Here is a 17,796-nt window from a genome sequence, read left to right on the forward strand (position 1 = left end):
TTTTTGGAGTTCCGAGAGGTTACACAGACGGATTTTACAGCTGGTGCAAGCAGGTCATTGCGACTTGTCTGACGGCACTTTTGCAGACAACGATATTGTATATCGGACTTCTGACGTACACTCAGCACCCATTGCTTGCTGTGGGGATATGCCTGTCGGCTAACGAAGTGCCGAGGATAGCTCAGATGTACGGGCTTGATACCAGCGTTAGAGTCAATATGATGAGTGTTAGTCATACTGTTTCTATGGGGGCTAAAGCAGTCGGTATGCTGAAACATAATGCATAAAACTTAAATTCATATTTTTATATTGCTTTCTATGATTTAATGTGGTACAATATGTTTGGATAGTAATAATTTCAATTTTTAGCATCAGCACACTGGAAATTCCAATAGATATTATTTCGTTAATGGTAAGTATATTGAGTTTATTTGATCTTGATTTTATCGGAGGCGGTAATATGGGATTTAAAGCATTTCTAAGAAAGGCTATAAGTGGCACTTTTGAGATGATTCTTGTGAATGTACCAAGTATGATGTTTTATTGAAATTATTATATATAAGTGCCATCAAGGGTTCGAATCCCTTGCATCTCACCAAGAACTCTGAAAGCAATTTCGGAGTTCTTTTTTTAGGAGGTCTGATAAAATGAAAACCTACATCTACCCTGAAAATCTGCGGGCAAACGTAAAGCTGTGGTTCTGGAACGTTCGGGATTTTATCATAATCTGCGGCGGGATAATTCTGTCGGTGATCGTGCTTGTAAATCTATGGAACGTTATCCCCATAGCTGCAACCGCTTGCTTTGCGTTTCTCTCCCTTCGGGTGGACGAAACCGCAATAATGGACTATCTTTTTAATGCTGTGAAGTTCTTTGTGACTTCGCAGCAATTGTTTTTATGGAGGAAAATATAGATGGCAAAAAGGAAAAATAACAGCGTTCAGGGTCTTATAGGTCTTGAACGCTTTACTCGTTTCGGCGTAAAAACCGATAAGGCTGAGATAGCGTTTTTCAGCGTTGAGCCGACCAATATTTCCGTGCTTTCTGCGGCGAATATCGACGTGAAGATACACCACCTTATGATGCTGTTAAGCACGATACCCAACCTTGAAATACTTGCTCTGGATTCCTGCGAGTGTTTCGACAGCAACAAAACCTATGTCAAAAAGCGTTTGCAGACAGAGCAGAATGAGGCGGTCAGAAAACTCTTGCAGGCGGACTATGATTTTCTTGACGAGATACAGGTTGAAATGTCCTCGGCAAGACAGTTTATATTTGCCCTAAGATTCAAGCGTGAGAAGGACGAGCAGATCTTTAACACCATTAACCGAGTGGATAAGGCAATAGCCGAGCATGGATCTGCGGCAAGGAGAATGAGCAAATCGGAGGTAAAAAGAATGCTTGCACTGTATTTTGGAACGAGTATTTCAGGCGATGAGATACCCGATATCGAGGGAGAAACCGAATTTGATTTGGAGGCGAAAACAAATGAGAACTAAAAAGCAGAAGAAAAAAGAACTGTCTGATGAGCAGCTTGAGATAGTGGAAGCAAAGGACTTTTTCGACCGCACCATGCCGGGCGTGATCCGCTTTTACACCGACCACTACATCTGCGGAAACTTCTACAAGTCCTGCTGGGCGGTGACGGAGTATCCGCCAAGTACGGAAGAAACGGCTATACTTGCTCACCTTGCGGACAGGAACGGTGTAACGCTCCGTATCTACAACCGCCTTGTTACAAGCATGGAGCAAAGGAAGATCGTTCAGCAGGCAATGAGGAAAAACCATATGATGACCACCACAAATGACGTCAACGAGAGCATAAAGGCTCAGAACAACATTGACGATGTGGTAGAACTGCTGTCGGAGCTTAGAAGGAACAAAGAACCCCTCCTGCATACGGCCGTGTTTATCGAGCTAAAAGCAAGTACTGAGGACAAACTGAAAGAACTGCAAGCCGATATTCAAATGGAGCTTACACGTTCCAAAATATCCGTTGACCGTTTGCTTTTGCGGCAGAAAGAGGGATTCTTGTCTGTTCATCCTGCGGGCAATAACGTATTCGCAAGTCAGTTTGAACGTGTTCTTCCTGCAAGCTCGGTGGCTGATCTTTATCCTCTGAATTACTCAGGAAAGACCGACAAAAACGGATTCTATATCGGCAGAGATAAGTACGGCAGCAATGTGCTTGTGGACTTCGACAGACGTACCGAGGACAAGACAAACAGCAATATTCTCATTCTCGGCAACAGCGGTCAGGGTAAGTCTTATCTTATGAAACTGCTGCTTTGCAATCAGCGTGAATCAGGCAAATCTATACTTTGCTTAGACCCTGAACACGAATATGAGGATCTGTGCAATAACCTTGGCGGCACATATATTGATATGATGTCGGGTGAGTTTATGATAAATCCGCTTGAGCCAAAAGAGTGGTCAGAAAATTCTCGCTTTGGAAATCAAGAAAAGGAAACCGATGACAGCCCTGAAACATTCCGAAAAGTAACCCGTTTAAGTCAGCACATCAGCTATCTAAAAGACTTTTTCAGAGCATACAAAGACTTCACAGACGCAGAGATCGACACAATAGAGATAATGCTTATGAAACTGTATGCACGTTTCGGTATTGACGATCTTACAGATCTCGATAAGTTGGAAAACTGTGACTATCCTGTAATGTCAGACCTGTATGAGTTAGTTGAAAAAGAATTTATGGCATTTGATAATGCTAAAAAACACCTCTACACCGAAGAAATATTGCAGAATATCTGCTTGGGATTGCACTCAATGTGCAAGGGAGCGGAATCGAAATATTTCAACGGCAGAACAAACATCAAAGACAGCGAGTTTATCTGTTTCGGAGTAAAAGGTCTTATGGATACAAACAAACGGCTGAAAGATACGCTGCTGTTCAACATTCTAAGTTACATGAGCAATCAGCTTTTAGGGCGCGGAAATACTGTTGCGGCAGTCGATGAGTTATATTTATTCCTTACAAATATGACGGCAATCGAATATATTCGCAACGGTATGAAACGTGTTCGAAAAAAGGAATCGTCTTTCATATTAGCTTCGCAAAATATCGAGGACTTTCTCCTGCCTGAGATCAAGGAATTTACTAAGCCCTTGTTCTCCATTCCGTCGCATCATTTTCTGTTCAATCCAGGAAATATCTCGCCAACGGCATTCATTGACACCTTACAGTTGGAAGAGTCAGAGTACAGTCTTATCAAGTATCCAGAACGAGGTACTTGCCTGTATCGGTGTGGTAATGAGAGGTATCTGCTGCAGGTCATTGCTCCTGCTTACAAGGCGGGTTTGTTTGGTTCGGCTGGGGGAAGATAGATTTTTATATGGGATAAATTTCTTGACTTCATAACTGAAATTTGATATACTATCTTTAACGAACTGATCGATAAAACGAAAGATATTTGAATGGAGTTATAGTGCTATGGAAATAAAAAAAGCCGAAATCAAAGATTTGGATATTGTTATTAAATTAAAAATGGATATGTTTAAAGAAGTAGGTTCAATAGTTTTGTTACAGGACAATGCTGAAAAACATATATATGAAAAATATAAGGAACTGTATCAGCAAGAGAAATGTTGTCATTATTTAGTGTATGAAAACGATAGTGTTATAGCGTGCGGTGGTGCAGTGATCAAGGAAGATGTTCCGTTTTGTTTCTTCAAAACTCCAATGTATGGATATATAATTGATGTATATTGTATTCCTGATAAAAGGAGAAACGGTTATTCTTCAAAAATAATAGAAGAGCTGATTAAATGGTTGAAGAGCAAAGGCGTTCATAATATAAAACTAAAACCATCAGCAGCAGGAAAACACTTGTACGAAAAATTTGGCTTTTGCGATTCTGGAGAAATGGAGTTGTGGATTTAATAATTGAATTGTTATTTGATCTATCAATAGACTAAAACTATATGTTTAATATACGAGTCGCAGTAAATTGCGGCTCTTTTTGGTGCAGAAACGTAGGCAGATAAAAATGCAAAAGTAAAAATACGGCATATGGAAAACACGTTATGCTGAGAACAACAGAAATATATTTGAGGATTGGGTTCGTCATAGTGGCGAGCCCATTTTGTTTGCAACGGAGCGTGGTGCACTTGAATATATGCACGGCATAGAAATGAAAACACAGGGTGCATTTACTGAATTTGAAGTTAGTGAGGTGATCTGATGTCGTCAGCAGTTGCGGTGGCTGTGAAAAAGATAGCCGTATATATTCTCGGAGATGAAAACAAGCGTGGCAAGCTGTTCGTGGCAGTCGGCAGTATCATCGCCGGCTTTCTGGGGCTTATGTTCCTGCCTATTGCTGTGATCTCAAGTATTGGAAGTATGAATATCGAACCGCCTGACATAGACAAAAATCTGTTTACAGAGTCAGCTTTGTTTGAGAGTCTGGACAGCGAACAGCAGGCGGAGATAACAAATATTCAAAATCAAGGGCAAGCCATAGAGGATGCTATGACAAATGCAGGGATGAGAGATCAGACGATCAAGGCTCAGCTGATATATATGTCATACTTTGATGAAGTGCAGAATTTCTATGCTGAGTCATATGCTGATCTCTTTGCTACTGCTCAGAATGACAGCGATTTGATCTCAGCTATAAACTCGACTTACGGTTTGGATATTAACTATGATGAGTTCGTCCGCACATACACTTTTGTAATGAACAGCACCATAAATGCGTTTATGTTTACTGATACAGGCACGAAAAATTGTGCTGATCTTGCGGCTTGGGCTGATAATGCTTACATCTCAGGCTGGGGATATATGAACGGTTTTATTGGTGAAAGGAATGAAACTGACAGAATACGTTATGCGGATAATGCAGGGCTTGTGCTGGGATATCTGAACTACAGTCCGACCGATAAAAAGTTTGATCCCGATTACGATACTCTTGTTTACACAGAGCAGGGTGGTATAGATACTATGCCTGAAGTTGTCGGGATAGGGTTGTTTGACGGAAGTCAGCACGGAATTTATGTTGGGAACGGAGAAGTTGTTTACAGTTCTGAAAGTGTTGGTTATGTCACAAAAGAGCCTGTTTCAAATGGCAGCTGGACAAGTTGGTGTACCTATGATGGAGTGACTTATCCTCAGGAGGTGACTGACGCTATTCAAAGTGTGAATGAGGACAGCTCATCAGAAAATTAATTTTATTGGAGTGTGATAGGTTGAAAAAATCAGTTACGGTAAATGTAAACGAGAAAAAGCTCTCGGCGATAGAAATGTATCTGGAGCAGAAGAACACAACTCTTGCTGCGGAGCTTGAAAAATATGCAGATCAGCTTTACGGCAAGGTCGTTCCGCAGAATGTGAGAGATTTTATTGATATGATGTCGGACAGAAAGCCTGCGAGAAAGCAGAAGATCACTGCTCCTGCCGAAACGGAAAAGCTGTCCGAGCAGTAATTCGCCACCGTTCGCACCGTGTGCCCTCGTGTGGCGTTTTCAGAGCATGAGTGGGGTAACTACCCTAAAGGCAGCTGGGGCGAATTTGGGGCGTTTTGTTGCAAAGTTTGAGAATGGCAGGGATCAGATGATTTCGGGTGGGTTTGAGGGAAAATATTTTATTGCAAGTTAAAGTTTCGGGGTTGAAACCCCGAAACAGTTACAGCGGACGGCAAAGCCGACCGCATTTTGCGAGATTTACAGAGTTTTCGGCAAAGGGGTTGTAAAATCGGGGATTTTGAAAATTAGGGGTTGCAGTGGCAGAAAACAGCGTAAAGCCAAGGATTTAAGAGGTGTTGTAAGATGAGTTTTGAGAATAAAGTAAAATTTGCGCTATGGGCATATCCCGAAACGTTGAAAGACGTGGAGGTTCACTACAAAAACGACAACTGCAAGTCGCAGAGTGAGTTTATTGAAAAAGCGATCAAGTTCTACATCGGTTATCTTGATGAGGAAAAAAGCGTGAATTACATTTCACCAATGATAACCGAAACAGTCAAAGCTACAATTAAGGGTACGGAACAGCGGCTTGCCCGCTTGCTTTTCAAAGTTGCAGTTGAGCTTGGCAAGCTGTCGCATATGACTGCGGCGATAAATGATGTGGACGATGAAACGCTTAGAAGTCTTCATGCCATGTGCGTTAATGAAGTCCGTAAAATCAACGGTATTATTGATTATGAGGACGCTGTGGAGTATCAGAAGGAGTGATTTTTAATTGCCAAAATTAATTGTTACAAGCCGCTATCTTAAAAGCGGCTCTGGGAAGAAAAAACAGCTGTACCATTATGTAAAATATATTGCAACCCGTGAGGGTTCAGTCCCGATACCGAATGCAAATGAAACAGCTCCTGCTACGAAAAGTCAGCAGGAGCTTATTTCATCTCTGCTGCACGATTTCCCCGACAGCAAAGAGTTATTTGAGTACGAAGATTACCAAAAGAATCCCACAATTAAAAACGGTTCAGCGCTCATATCGGTAATACTTGACCGAAACATGGACAGGCTTACAAGTCGTGAAAATTATGTAGGCTATCTTGCAAACCGTCCCGGAGCAGTCAAGTTTGGTTCGCACGGTTTGTTTTCACAATCGGACGAACCTATTAATCTTGAAAAGGTTGCAAAAGAGATTGCAAACCATGGCGGTAACGTTTGGACTCATGTCGTTTCGCTGCGCAGAGATAACGCTCAGGCAATGGGGTATGATAATTTAAAAGCGTGGCGGGAATTAGTCAAGCGGCAGATTTCTAACATTGCAAAGAATCAAAAAATTGATATGGCTAATCTGAAATGGTATGCCGCCTTTCACGATAAGAAAACGAATCCCCATGTGCATATCATCGTGTACTCCACAAACGAGCGTGAGGGATTTCTCACTAATCATGGTATTGAAAAAATCCGCAGTGGTTTTGCAAACGATATTTATGCGGACGAACTTCACCATCTCTACGCACAGCAGACCGATTTGCGCAATCAGATGAAAAAAGAGTCTGAGCAGTTGATGAAACAGCTTGCGGATAACATTTCACAGAATGATGTTGATAATGCAGAACTAATTGATCTTGTTGCAAAACTGCATGAACAGCTTAATTCTTCTAAAGGCAAAAAGGTATACGGATACTTGAAAGCGGATGTGAAGAAAACTGTTGATGAGATTTTTATAAGGCTTTCGGAAAACGAATCAATTCAAAAAATGTACTCCCTCTGGTGCGAAATGGAACAGCAGAAGCATGATGTTTATTCGTCAGCAAGAGTTCAGTTTCCGAAGCTTGCGGATAACAAGGAGTTTAAGTCCGTTAAAAATATGATCATTCAGACCGTGCTGGATATGAATAGTCCTGTTGTTGATATTGAGATTGAAGAACCGGAACTGACAGAAAAAACTGATGATGACATAACAGATATTCCTCCGCAGATTGATGAGTTTGATAATGCGATTTATTTTGATAATGACGATATGGCTGCCAATGGTTTTTCATGCAGCAGCAAAATCTCGCCAAAAGAACCCGATGATTCTCCGAAAAGCAAATATTATTTAAAATGGAGCAACGCATACAAAGAAGCCTGCAAGCTGATTTATAACAAGCAATCAAAGCTTGAAGATTTTCAAAAAGCGGAACAGCTCTTGCTCTCCGAATCAAAGTCAGGCAATGTCCTTGCTATTCACGATTTAGGAAAATTGTATTCCACCGACAAGCTTGGCGCAAAAGACGAAGAAAAATCATTCGCATTCTACCAAGAGGCATTGCAGGGATTTATGGAGATAGAGCCGGATTCGGACTATATGTTCCCATACGAACCTAAATTCAAGGGACAGGTCATGAAACCTGCGGATATGCGTTCTTACGTTTGGTATCGCATTGGTAAAATGCATTGCTATGGGTTAGGCACAGAACAGGATTATGAAAAAGCGTTTCAATGGTTTTTGAAGTCATCTCAGGAGGGCCACAAATTCGCACAATACAGTCTCGCTAACCTATACTATTATGGCAACAGCGTGGAAAAAGATTTGTCGCAGGCGTTTTTGTGGTATCAGAAATCGGCTTCTCAGGGTCAGCCGTATGCTTCTTATGCTGTTGCACAGATGTACAGCAAGGGTGAATATGTTGCTGAGAATAATGAAACCGCACAGAGATATTACAAAGCTGCATTATCTGGTTTCCTTGAACTTGAAAGCAAAGATCAGGCGGACGATAACCTATTTTATAAAATTGGAGTTATGTACAAAAACGGACTTGGAACGGAAGCTGATATTTCAAAAGCCATTGATTACTTCAAACGTTCCGCTGAGATGAATAACAAGAATGGTCTGTATGAATATGGCAAAACATTAATTCAAGGAAAATACATTGAGGCTGATTTGAATAAGGGTTTGGAGTGTATTGAAAAAGCAATGAAACTTAAAAATTCCAATGCAAAGCGTTTTTTTGCATTGGAATATATTTCGGGTGAATATTTTTCACAAGATATTGAAAAAGGACTATTTATGTTGACAGAATGTGCAGATAAGGGTGACAGTTTTGCTTGTTTTCAGTTGGGTCAGTTTTATTTGAAAGGTGAAATTGTCACGCAGGATTTAGAAAGAGCAGAGAAATATTTGCTGCTTGCAGAGGATAACGAATTCACACAGTATGCTTTTGGGAAGTTGTATTTGCAGGAAGAAAAGTATGATATTCAAAAGGCGGTAGATTACTTTGAAAAATCCGCTGATAAGAATATGTGGTCAAGCTATCAGCTCGGCAGGCTTTATCTTTTCGGAGCAGATGAACTTGAAAAGGATAAGGAAAAGGCTGTGGAGTGGCTCACAAAGTCCGCAAATGATGGTAATGAGTACGTTCAGAATATGCTTAACAATATTGATGATTTTGAAAATATGCTGCTTAGAAATACTGTTATGGGATTGTTTGTGAATTTAAGTCGCTGTATTGAGGATAATTATTCGCAGAAGCAGTGTTCTTTAAAAATACAAACTGATAGAAAGCTCAGAAAAATGATACAAAAGAGAAAGTCAGGAATTGGCATCAGAGAAGAACAAAATATGACTAACTAAGAAATATCTTAAAAGCTATATTCAAAGAAAAGATAGGTTTTCTCCCATATGTTGTGTAAATCTCCAAAGTAGTGTATAATAAAAGAGCTGAGACCCACCGAAAAAAAGTCTGTAAAAACGCAGTCAACTATGGTAAAATATAAATAACACAGGAGGCTGATTTTTTATGGGAAGAAGAAAAAGAGAACCAATGAGCGAAGGAAAAAAGAACATCATCGGAATGCTGCTCGAGGAGTATGATATCCGATATCACAGACCGCCTTCTTCCGCAGATAGAGGACTGGCAGAAACGTCCTCTGGGCGAGGTTTATCTCATTGTATTTATTGATGCTGTACATTTTTCTGTACGAGAAAACGGACAGATAAAAAAACTTGCAGCATATGTAATCCTTGCAGTAAGTTTGACAGGTCACAAGGAAGTTTTATCCATACATATCGGAGAAAACGAAAGTGCAAAATATTGGCTTGGAGTCCTGAATGAGCTGAAAAATCGCGGCGTAAAGGATGTCCTCGTGATATGTGCCGATGGTCTTTCGGGTATGAAAGAAGCCGTAAATACGGCATTTCCACAGACAGAATTACAGCGTTGTATCGTTCATCAAGTAAGAAACACGCTGAAATATGTTGGTGCAAAAAACAAGAAAGAATTTTCCAACGATTTGAAAACCATTTATCACGCACCGTCTGAGGACGCTGCGCTTGAACAGCTTGAGCGTGTGACGGAGAAGTGGGAGAAAGATTATCCAAACGCCATGAAGAGCTGGTACAAAAACTGGGATGTGATCTCACCGATCTTCAAGTTTTCCGCTGATGTGAGAAAGGTCATTTACACCACCATTGCGATCGAAAGCCTTAACAGCGGCTATCGTCGTCTGAACAAGCAGAGAAGCGTATTTCCGAGCGATACGGCGCTCCTGAAGGTACTGTATCTTGCAACGCATGAAATAGCGAAAAAATGGACTATACCGCTGAGAAACTGGGGCATAGTTCTTGGCGAGCTGGAGATCATGTATCTCGACAGGCTAAGCTGAGCCGGCACAGTCAGTCTGCTTCCATTCCGCTACGCTCCATTCCAGCAGACTGACTGTTGAAGAACCTTGACAAATTACGGTATTTATTGTATACTGTAAAAAAATGAGCGGCTGTTTTTCAAGCCGCTCCACAATATCGTTTTTTATCACTGTTGTTGAATTTACAGAGATTTTTTCGCAGGTCCAGAGCTGCAGCTTATTTGGAAAAATCAGCCCAAAATTTCTTCGGACATGGAGAATAAAATCATCTCAATGTTACGCAAAAGGTGTGTCAACTGCTGACATTGAAGAGCATATCCGCAATATTTAGGTCTGAGCGTGTCAGAAAGAACTTATGGCTGATTTAAAATGTGTTTATCCCGCTGTTGATGTGCCTTCTGCGCATGATGCCATTGACGAATTTGCATCAATATGGGACAAGAAGTATCCAAAGATTTCAAAGTCATGGTATGAAAATCGGGCGAATCTAAGCACTTACTTCAAGTTTCTGCAGGAACTGAGAAAGCTGACTTACACTACCAATGCGATTGAGGGAATTAACAGTAAGCTGCGAAAGGTCACCAAAACAAAGTCGTTATTTCCAACCGATGAGAGACTGTTCAAAATGCTGTATCTTGCACAGAATACTTTTATGAAAATATGCAGATAAGACCGACGGTGGTTTCGACGATCTCATCAAATAGATTTGCTCTTTAATTTTGATATGCCATTCCGCAGCTATACAGAATTTAGAATCAGGTCATTTTTTGTCAAACTTGTATATAACACAATCTTAAAGTTTTGCATTTTTACAATGATAATATGTTCCGATTGCCCGGTCATCATATTCGTCAGTATATTTCAAGGTCGGCAAATCGCAGATGTAATAGTCCGCAAGTGAATTGTTGTGTATGGTAAGCTTTATGCCGTAATCGGTTTTGTATGCCGACTCTATAATTACAGTTTCCTCAGCCGCCTGGTACATTCTTTTCAGATATTTTTCCGAGTGCATATAATTATATATCAGCACAACCAAAATCACAGCCGCCCCAAGCAGTGCAGAATAAATTATCACGTTCTTTCCATACTTTTTGAAAAAATATTTCGCACCTGTTGACTTGCAGACTTTTTCTGTAATCCGCTCCCGTTCGGCAGCTGTCAGCCTGTAGGCATGTATTTTTTTTGACTTTATAAATCCCATTTGGTTTGCCTTTGAAATCATATATTGGTATGCCGCAGCTCTGCCTTTCAGTTTCCCGAAAATCACAGCCTTGCGAAGCAAAATGCACATTCTGTCCAACGCCTGCGGTCTGTCGCTGTCACTTTCCATAAGGCTTGAAAACAGCTCGTTTCCACCGTAATCAAGAAACTGCAAAAGGTTTTCACGCTTGTCCATTCTTATCACCCGACTTTGCAAGTACGTCTTCAAGCTTTGCTCCGAATTTTTCGTAAACCGTGTATGCAAGACTTTCAATAGGCGGCTTTGCGGCTTTCATCTTGTACATACGCTTGCCCTCACTGTCTGTGCAGGATACCAGACTTCCCACCTTTGTGGGATAGTTTTCGTTGTTTATCCGCTGAATTTCATTGTAAAGTTCTGTTAGATGAGTGACATAAAATCCCCTTACCCCCACTGCCGCTATAATTTCAAGATGAATTTTTGCAATGTTTAAGCACTCAACTGGCGTGGTTGACTGAATGGATTCGTTGAGAATAACAAGACTTCTGTCGGTCATATATTCGCAGATTTTTTTCAGCTCCTTGATTTCCGTGGTAAATCGGCTTGAATTTATTCCGACAGCTTCTTCCTTTGGAAAATGGGTGAATATGTAATCGGCAGGGGAAATCTCTGCACTTTCCGCAGGAACGTACAATCCCATTTGTGCCATTAAATGACATACTCCCACCGCTCTTGCGAAAGTGGTTTTTCCGCCGTTGTTTGCTCCCGTCACCATATAAAACCGTGCGTAATCTGACATATCAATATCGTTTGCAACAATTTTTTCGGTCAGAATTTCCTGCGGATTTTGCGTAACAAGCTGCCTGTAGAAGTTGAGGTCAAAGACGTTTTTCAGCCTTGTAACACGCTTCTCAGAGGGGAGAAATTTCGGTCGGCACATTTTCATTCCCCTTGCCCTAACACTTGATATAAACTGTGCCGCTCCGCCATAGAAGTCAAGCTGTGATTCCAGCTCCGAAAGGTCTGAAAAAACCGAGGAACGATAGCTTTTAAGTGCTGCGGCAATCCGCAGGGCGAACTCCTTTGTGTATTTGCTCAGTTCACGGAAAAGGGCAGTGTCTATATCAATAGGAGTGTGCCTTGTTGCCGAGTTGAAATGCTCCTCGCCAATAAACTGCTCTCTGCCTGCAAAACTTTTGAACACAAGCTTTTCAAGAATATTTCCCTTGGGATAAATTTTGTCATATCCGATTTCAAGCAGTCCTGCACTGTCGGGATTCATAGCCGAATCAAAATTAACACCGATTTTTACGCTCCGTATGGTTTTTGAAAAGGTATCTTTCAGCTGTGAAATGCTGTATGCTATTTCGAAAATGTTCTCGCTTTTTGGCAGTTTTTCAAAAAACTGTGCAAGCCTTTTTACCGCTACCGACTTAATTGCGTGATTATACTTTGCAAAGAACCTGTTGATGTTTTCAATGCAGCCGAGAAATTCTTCAAGGCTGTCCATATGGGTCTTAATCTGCATAAACGAGTTGACACAATCAACATCTGAAAAGTCAATTCTGTTTCCTGCGAGTTCATTTATCAGCTGTCGAAATCTGCCGTTAAGTTCGGGGACATTCATAAAGTCCTCAAGACAATCCAGCCTGTAATCAAGGGTTTCAATGTCATCTGTAAACTCTTTCATTTTAGATGTTGCGACAGCAAAATTCATAGGTGCAATAAGTTTTGCTATGTTATCCGTTTCAAGATTGACCATAAAATCCTGCGGATAATTTTCATATTTTTTCTGCCGCTTTTTTGCATACTCCTCAGCCTCCGCCGACGGATAGAACAGATCTACATAATCGGTAATTTTCATTGTTTTCACTCCACAATTTATTTTGCTGTAACAATATTCCCGTCACTAATCTCAATAACCCTGCCGCATTGCTCCGCAATCTTCGGGTCGTGGGTAACTATAACAACCGTCCTGCCCTGTTTGTTCAGGGACTTGAAAAGCTCCATAATCTCAGCGGAAGTCTTTGTGTCCAGCGCTCCCGTCGGTTCGTCCGCCAAAATCATTGACGGTTCATTGACTATCGCTCTGGCAATTGCCACACGCTGCTTCTGTCCACCCGAAAGTTTGCTGCATAGCTTTTTGGCAAGCTCCTCAATGCCTACCGATTTCAGTGCCGCAAGGGCTTTTTCTTTCTTGTCACTGACTTTCTTTTTGGAAAAATTCAGCGGTATCATCACGTTTTCCAGTGCCGTGAAATCCTCAACCAGTGCAAAATCCTGCATAACCATCCCGATTTTCTCGTTTCTGATTTTTGCATACTGACTTTCGGAAAGGTCTTTCACAAGCACATCATCAATGTAGTATTCGCCCTCCTGATAGTTGTCAATGCAGGCTAAAATATGCAGAAGCGTTGATTTTCCTGCACCCGATTTTCCGATAATCGCAATAAGCTCACCGTCCCGAATTTCTGCCGAAACACCGTGGAGAGCCTTGAATTCGTTGGCTTTCTTTGAATTATATATTTTTACTATGTTATTAAGTTTTACCATTACTATTCCTCCGATAATATTATTGCTTTTTTCAAAGCCTTTGGTGTGAGGATAATGCAGGAAATGATACAGGATACCAAGATATATACAGCACACACAATCAGGCAAATGGTGATCGGTTTCCAGCCCAATGTAATTACTGTTTTGCTGAACAATCCTGCCTTGTAGAAAATCAACAATCCTGCTATTGAAATTATCAAAGACACAATGCAAATCAGCCCATTGTAAATTACATTGATTGTAAGCAACTGTTTTCTTTTTGCACCACCCAAATACAGTATGGCTTCGTTTCTTATATTATTTTTGCAGTTAATCGCATTAACGCTCACTGACGCAATCAGTACAAGCAGGTATATTGCACACATTATTGGCATCAATGTGTACAACTCTCTATAAACAATGGTCTGACTGTTGTTGTTCAACTGAGAAAACTGTATCGCAAATGATAATACAGAAAGATTCTCGTTGATATATTTTCTGTTGTAAAGCTTTTCATCATCGGAAATATTCCGGTTGTACTTTATAAAAAGGGAGTCTGACATTACTGAATCCAAATCGGTTTTATTCCACTCCTTATCTGTAAAAAACAATACAGGTTCATTATATACAATGCTGTCCGCTGAATACCCAAGAGATTCGAGTTTCAAAGCAATCTCCTCGTTTGTAAAGCCTTTGTTTTTAAGCTGGTCATTCAGACAGTTGAAATGTGTAGAAAGCATTAACTGATAGGATGGTTCATTTGATTCATATTCCGAGTTTGCTCCAAGGTATTTTTCATTATCACCAATTACACCGATTATTCTGACCTTCAACGTTCCATTTTCAGTTTCAAATTCAGCAATATCATTAACATTATAGCCTTGATAATTTCGGGTAATTACAGCCTGCGGTATATCATCGGATTGCTTGGAATCAGTTATCCACGAACCTTTTTCTATTGTCGGGCGAAAAAGATTTGCAGAATAATCATCATATACAAGTGCATATGCGGTCTTAACCTCGTTAGTTTGTGTATCAACGCCTGTTTGCAGGGACGCAAAGTTTACAGACGAGATAAAATCAACATCTTTCAGCTGAGTTTTGATTTCATCTGTGTTTTCCAAAAGTCCGCCATTTTCATTATCTTTCAAAAAATATCCACCACAATACAATCCCTCGCCATTAAGCAGCGGTTTGACAGCCTCATATGAGGAAGCCTTTTCGTCTATTATCGATGTCATAATTATTCCGATAACAAAAACAGCAATCAGCTGGAGGCTTATTAAAACATTGATAAACGAGTGCTTTTTCAGGAATATACCGATAACCCTGCCGTATAACTTAATTCTCATTTCAATCCCTCCTTAATTTTTTTGCCGAGATTATGATGAAGCAAAAACAGATTAAGAAGATACGATATTGCAGAGTAAATCAAAATTATTTCTGCGTAAACATATGGATTATATGCAGCTTTCATAAGCGGAAATTTAGCTGAAAGTACAGTAAGAATAAATTTATCATAGCACAAAGCTGAAATAATGCTTACAGGAAGCATAATAAGAATAATCTCATTTGCGGTTGATATGCTCAGATTTGAGGTTAACCCTCCGCAGATACGCATAATGGTCAGTTGTCTTGTTCTGCTGATAATGATGTAATTATACAGAATGGAAATGTTCAATGCCGAAAGAATGGCAATGATTACCGAAATCAGTACAACTGTTATGTAGTAGGAAGTGTTTGATGCCAAGTCGAATGCCGGTTCATAAAGAGTGATTTTATCTTTGAAAAATTCGCTGATATATGCGGTAAAATCATCATATTCAGATTTAGTGATTTTATTGTTGAGTGCAAGATAAACCCCGTCGTTCATAATTGTATCGTCGGGGACTGAGCTGAACGGAACATAGATACTGTAAAAAAAATAGCTGCTGTTAGCAGGGTTTATTGTGCCGATAACATCATAGCTCTGACCGAATGCTGTAACCGAATTTGTATATTCGGGTGCTGAAGTCGGCTGATTTACATTTCCGCTGCCCATTACAACAGCCTTTTTTTCTCCGTTTGAATATTGCTCCTGCGTGAAAAAACTGCCGTCCTTAATTACAAGGTCATCAATCATTGGCTGAAATACGTTATCGGAATATTCAAATTTTCCTTCAGAATACTGAAGATAGAATGCGACAGGTATTTCCTCATCAATTCCGCTTACCTGCGTGGACGAAAAACAGGTAATATATGAAACATCACCCATAAGCTTATTCGGCATATTCTTCACAAACTCACAAAAATTTTTTTTTGTAATAATGTCATTTATGGAAAAACCGACAGCATAGCTGTCAATTTCGCCGTCCTCAATATTTTTGCTGTACTGATAGTACAATCCAACACCGAAAAACAAAACCCCGAATGAAACAAACATAGAAATCACAAGTAGAACCAGCATACCGGTATGATTTTTCATCATATTTCTAAGATTTTTCAGCGTGTACATTCTTTCCTCCTTCAAACCCATTAAGGCAATGCATTATCTGATGTTATTCAGATAATGCATTGCCTTTGTAAAATGTTCAATTGATTTTTATTAAAATTTCTTTAATGCATATTTAATTCGGAGCAAAGCCCGATGTAAGCGTAGCTTTTCATCGGCTGCGACGAAGCAAGCTTGCCGCAGGAGCTTTAGCTCCTCAGGGTTATATATTAGTAATCAGACTGAATATCCTTAAAAACTCTATTATCTTTCATGACTAGAGTTCTGGCAGAATACTTATAACTAGTATTACGGTTATGGGTTGTTGTTGCTTTCAAAAGCTGACCTTTGGACAGCGTACCATTTTTCCATCCAGAAGGAGTATAAGAACCGATTTTTGCTGCAGAAGTCTTGTAATAAAGGGGTGACTGTACAGAGTAATTTGTTTTTGTAGTTGAAAGATTCGTTACCGTTCCCACTGAATCTGTCTCGCTTGGAGTATAAGACGTATATGCAAGTATAATTCGATAACTATCCTCATATGATGCTTGATACGCACTAGCACCTATAGCACTCATAGAAGCCATTATCATAACAGCAGCACCCATAGCCGCAATTTTCTTCTTAAGTTTCATATTGAAAACCTTTGAATCAATCTTCTTCCTGCACAAAATGATTAATTCAGCTCAAAACTATACTAGTGTAGATCGTAATAGTCGAATATGCCAATCTTTTGAATTGTGTTTTTGATGCTTATCTCTTGTAAATGTTCTTAGGTTCTCTAGTCTGATATCCGCCGTATGCCGAAGCTGCTCCACAAGCCAAAATTGCTGTATGTTTTGCAATCTTCTGAATCATTTCAGCTAGTAGTTTTTTTAAACTTTTCACATTAATCACTTCCTCTCTCTTTAATCTTTGCTGCAATCATGAGCAAGGCAATTAAAAAAGTTGTTAATATAATCATTGTACCTAGATAACTTCTCGAAAGAAACAATCCGGTACAATTAATTATTAAAGTTATAACTATCCCTATTATTTTAAGCTTTATTCTTTTCGAATCATCAATTGGTTTATTCTTATTCTCTATAGGACCCAAGATAGAAACTATCAGTTCAGTAACACAGATTAAAACAATAATAATCAATAGGGAGAATTTATTAGAAAATATACTATTGGCTAAAGCGGTTAATATGAATGTAGTACACATCAATAGATTGCACCTAAAGTATGTGTCGGCATGATAGCCTCCGGTGAATGATCTGATAAGTATAAATAGTGAAAGAAAAACAATACTTTCGATTATATGATGAATAAGGATACCTGCTATTACAACAAGAACTATGTTAAGTAACGATGAAATACTTATTTCTATTCCATATCTATAAAAGTCTTGTACATCTGATTCATCACTGATTACATCTTGTTCCGTAATAAAATTAACAATCTGAGATACCAAGTAATTCATAATTTTCACCTTGCTTTTTTTGAATTTTACAATATAAAATATCTTTCGTCAAGCGTTTTGGCATATTGTGCAGTTTTCAGGCACAAAAAAATAACTCGGCATAAGCCGAGCTAT

Annotated in this window: 18 protein-coding genes and 1 pseudogene; 11 read left to right on the forward strand and 8 right to left on the reverse strand. The window is 39.8% G+C overall.

Features of this window, described 5'->3' with window-relative positions; translation table 11 throughout:
- From AB5627_RS00005 to AB5627_RS00055, 11 genes and pseudogenes are all read left to right on the forward strand, one after another.
- The coding region (locus tag AB5627_RS00005; RefSeq protein WP_368369610.1) for a conjugal transfer protein TrbL family protein at positions 1–287 on the forward strand (287 nt) is incomplete at its 5' end.
- Positions 288–647: 360 nt separating this feature from the next.
- Positions 648–914: a hypothetical protein gene (locus tag AB5627_RS00010; RefSeq protein ID WP_265291106.1), complete on the forward strand. Its 267-nt coding sequence runs from the start codon at positions 648–650 to the stop codon at positions 912–914.
- The gene (locus AB5627_RS00015; RefSeq protein ID WP_265291105.1) at positions 915–1,499 is read left to right on the forward strand and encodes a hypothetical protein; all 585 of its coding nucleotides are present in this window, start codon (positions 915–917) and stop codon (positions 1,497–1,499) included. It begins immediately after the preceding gene.
- Positions 1,489–3,342, forward strand: coding sequence for a VirB4 family type IV secretion system protein (locus tag AB5627_RS00020; RefSeq protein WP_265291104.1), 1,854 nt, complete (start codon positions 1,489–1,491; stop codon positions 3,340–3,342). The genes AB5627_RS00015 and AB5627_RS00020 overlap by 11 nt, the downstream gene beginning before the upstream one ends.
- Positions 3,343–3,448: 106 nt before the next feature.
- A complete protein-coding gene (locus AB5627_RS00025; protein WP_195247674.1) occupies positions 3,449–3,898 on the forward strand; it encodes a GNAT family N-acetyltransferase in 450 nt (149 codons plus the stop codon).
- Positions 3,899–4,198: 300 nt separating this feature from the next.
- Complete coding sequence (locus AB5627_RS00030; protein WP_265291103.1) at positions 4,199–5,182, forward strand: hypothetical protein; 984 nt, start codon at positions 4,199–4,201, stop codon at positions 5,180–5,182.
- A 20-nt stretch (positions 5,183–5,202) separates the two neighbouring features.
- A complete protein-coding gene (locus tag AB5627_RS00035; protein WP_265291102.1) occupies positions 5,203–5,439 on the forward strand; it encodes a DUF6103 family protein in 237 nt (78 codons plus the stop codon).
- A gap of 342 nt (positions 5,440–5,781) precedes the next feature.
- The gene (locus tag AB5627_RS00040) at positions 5,782–6,186 is read left to right on the forward strand and encodes a hypothetical protein (RefSeq protein WP_117905926.1); all 405 of its coding nucleotides are present in this window, start codon (positions 5,782–5,784) and stop codon (positions 6,184–6,186) included.
- A 7-nt stretch (positions 6,187–6,193) separates the two neighbouring features.
- Positions 6,194–9,025, forward strand: a complete 2,832-nt coding sequence (gene mobP3 / locus AB5627_RS00045) for a MobP3 family relaxase (protein ID WP_302837867.1) — start codon at positions 6,194–6,196, stop codon at positions 9,023–9,025.
- A 233-nt stretch (positions 9,026–9,258) separates the two neighbouring features.
- Positions 9,259–10,056 (forward strand): annotated as a pseudogene (locus AB5627_RS00050) (IS256 family transposase); the annotation flags it as partial.
- 334 nt (positions 10,057–10,390) lie between these two features.
- Positions 10,391–10,705, forward strand: coding sequence for a transposase (locus AB5627_RS00055; protein WP_038670460.1), 315 nt, complete (start codon positions 10,391–10,393; stop codon positions 10,703–10,705).
- Positions 10,706–10,828: 123 nt separating this feature from the next.
- On the opposite strand, the gene AB5627_RS00060 is transcribed toward AB5627_RS00055, so the two are convergent.
- The 8 genes from AB5627_RS00060 to AB5627_RS00095 all read right to left on the reverse strand — a co-directional run bounded on the left by AB5627_RS00060 (position 10,829) and on the right by AB5627_RS00095 (position 17,682).
- Positions 10,829–11,431, reverse strand: coding sequence for a hypothetical protein (locus AB5627_RS00060; protein WP_038670458.1), 603 nt, complete (start codon positions 11,429–11,431; stop codon positions 10,829–10,831).
- Positions 11,418–13,079, reverse strand: coding sequence for a hypothetical protein (locus AB5627_RS00065; protein ID WP_368369611.1), 1,662 nt, complete (start codon positions 13,077–13,079; stop codon positions 11,418–11,420). The genes AB5627_RS00060 and AB5627_RS00065 overlap by 14 nt, the downstream gene beginning before the upstream one ends.
- A 17-nt stretch (positions 13,080–13,096) precedes the next feature.
- On the reverse strand, positions 13,097–13,768 hold the full coding sequence (locus tag AB5627_RS00070) for an ABC transporter ATP-binding protein (RefSeq protein WP_038670449.1): 672 nt from the start codon (positions 13,766–13,768) through the stop codon (positions 13,097–13,099).
- Between the two features lie 2 nt (positions 13,769–13,770).
- The gene (locus AB5627_RS00075; RefSeq protein ID WP_368369612.1) at positions 13,771–14,898 is read right to left on the reverse strand and encodes an ABC transporter permease; all 1,128 of its coding nucleotides are present in this window, start codon (positions 14,896–14,898) and stop codon (positions 13,771–13,773) included.
- A 197-nt stretch (positions 14,899–15,095) separates the two neighbouring features.
- On the reverse strand, positions 15,096–16,241 hold the full coding sequence (locus AB5627_RS00080; RefSeq protein ID WP_022287137.1) for a hypothetical protein: 1,146 nt from the start codon (positions 16,239–16,241) through the stop codon (positions 15,096–15,098).
- 206 nt (positions 16,242–16,447) lie between these two features.
- Positions 16,448–16,852, reverse strand: a complete 405-nt coding sequence (locus tag AB5627_RS00085) for a hypothetical protein (RefSeq protein ID WP_022287136.1) — start codon at positions 16,850–16,852, stop codon at positions 16,448–16,450.
- A 118-nt stretch (positions 16,853–16,970) separates the two neighbouring features.
- Entirely contained in the window at positions 16,971–17,105 is a 135-nt protein-coding gene (locus AB5627_RS00090; RefSeq protein ID WP_265290369.1) for a hypothetical protein, read from the reverse strand.
- Between the two features lies 1 nt (position 17,106).
- Positions 17,107–17,682, reverse strand: a complete 576-nt coding sequence (locus tag AB5627_RS00095) for an accessory gene regulator B family protein (protein WP_022287135.1) — start codon at positions 17,680–17,682, stop codon at positions 17,107–17,109.
- Positions 17,683–17,796: the final 114 nt, after the last annotated feature.

The sequence above is a fragment of the Ruminococcus sp. RTP21198st1_G1_RTP21198_201120 genome (assembly GCF_040924265.1).
In the GTDB taxonomy this organism is placed as follows: Bacteria; Bacillota; Clostridia; order Oscillospirales; family Ruminococcaceae; genus Hominimerdicola; species Hominimerdicola aceti.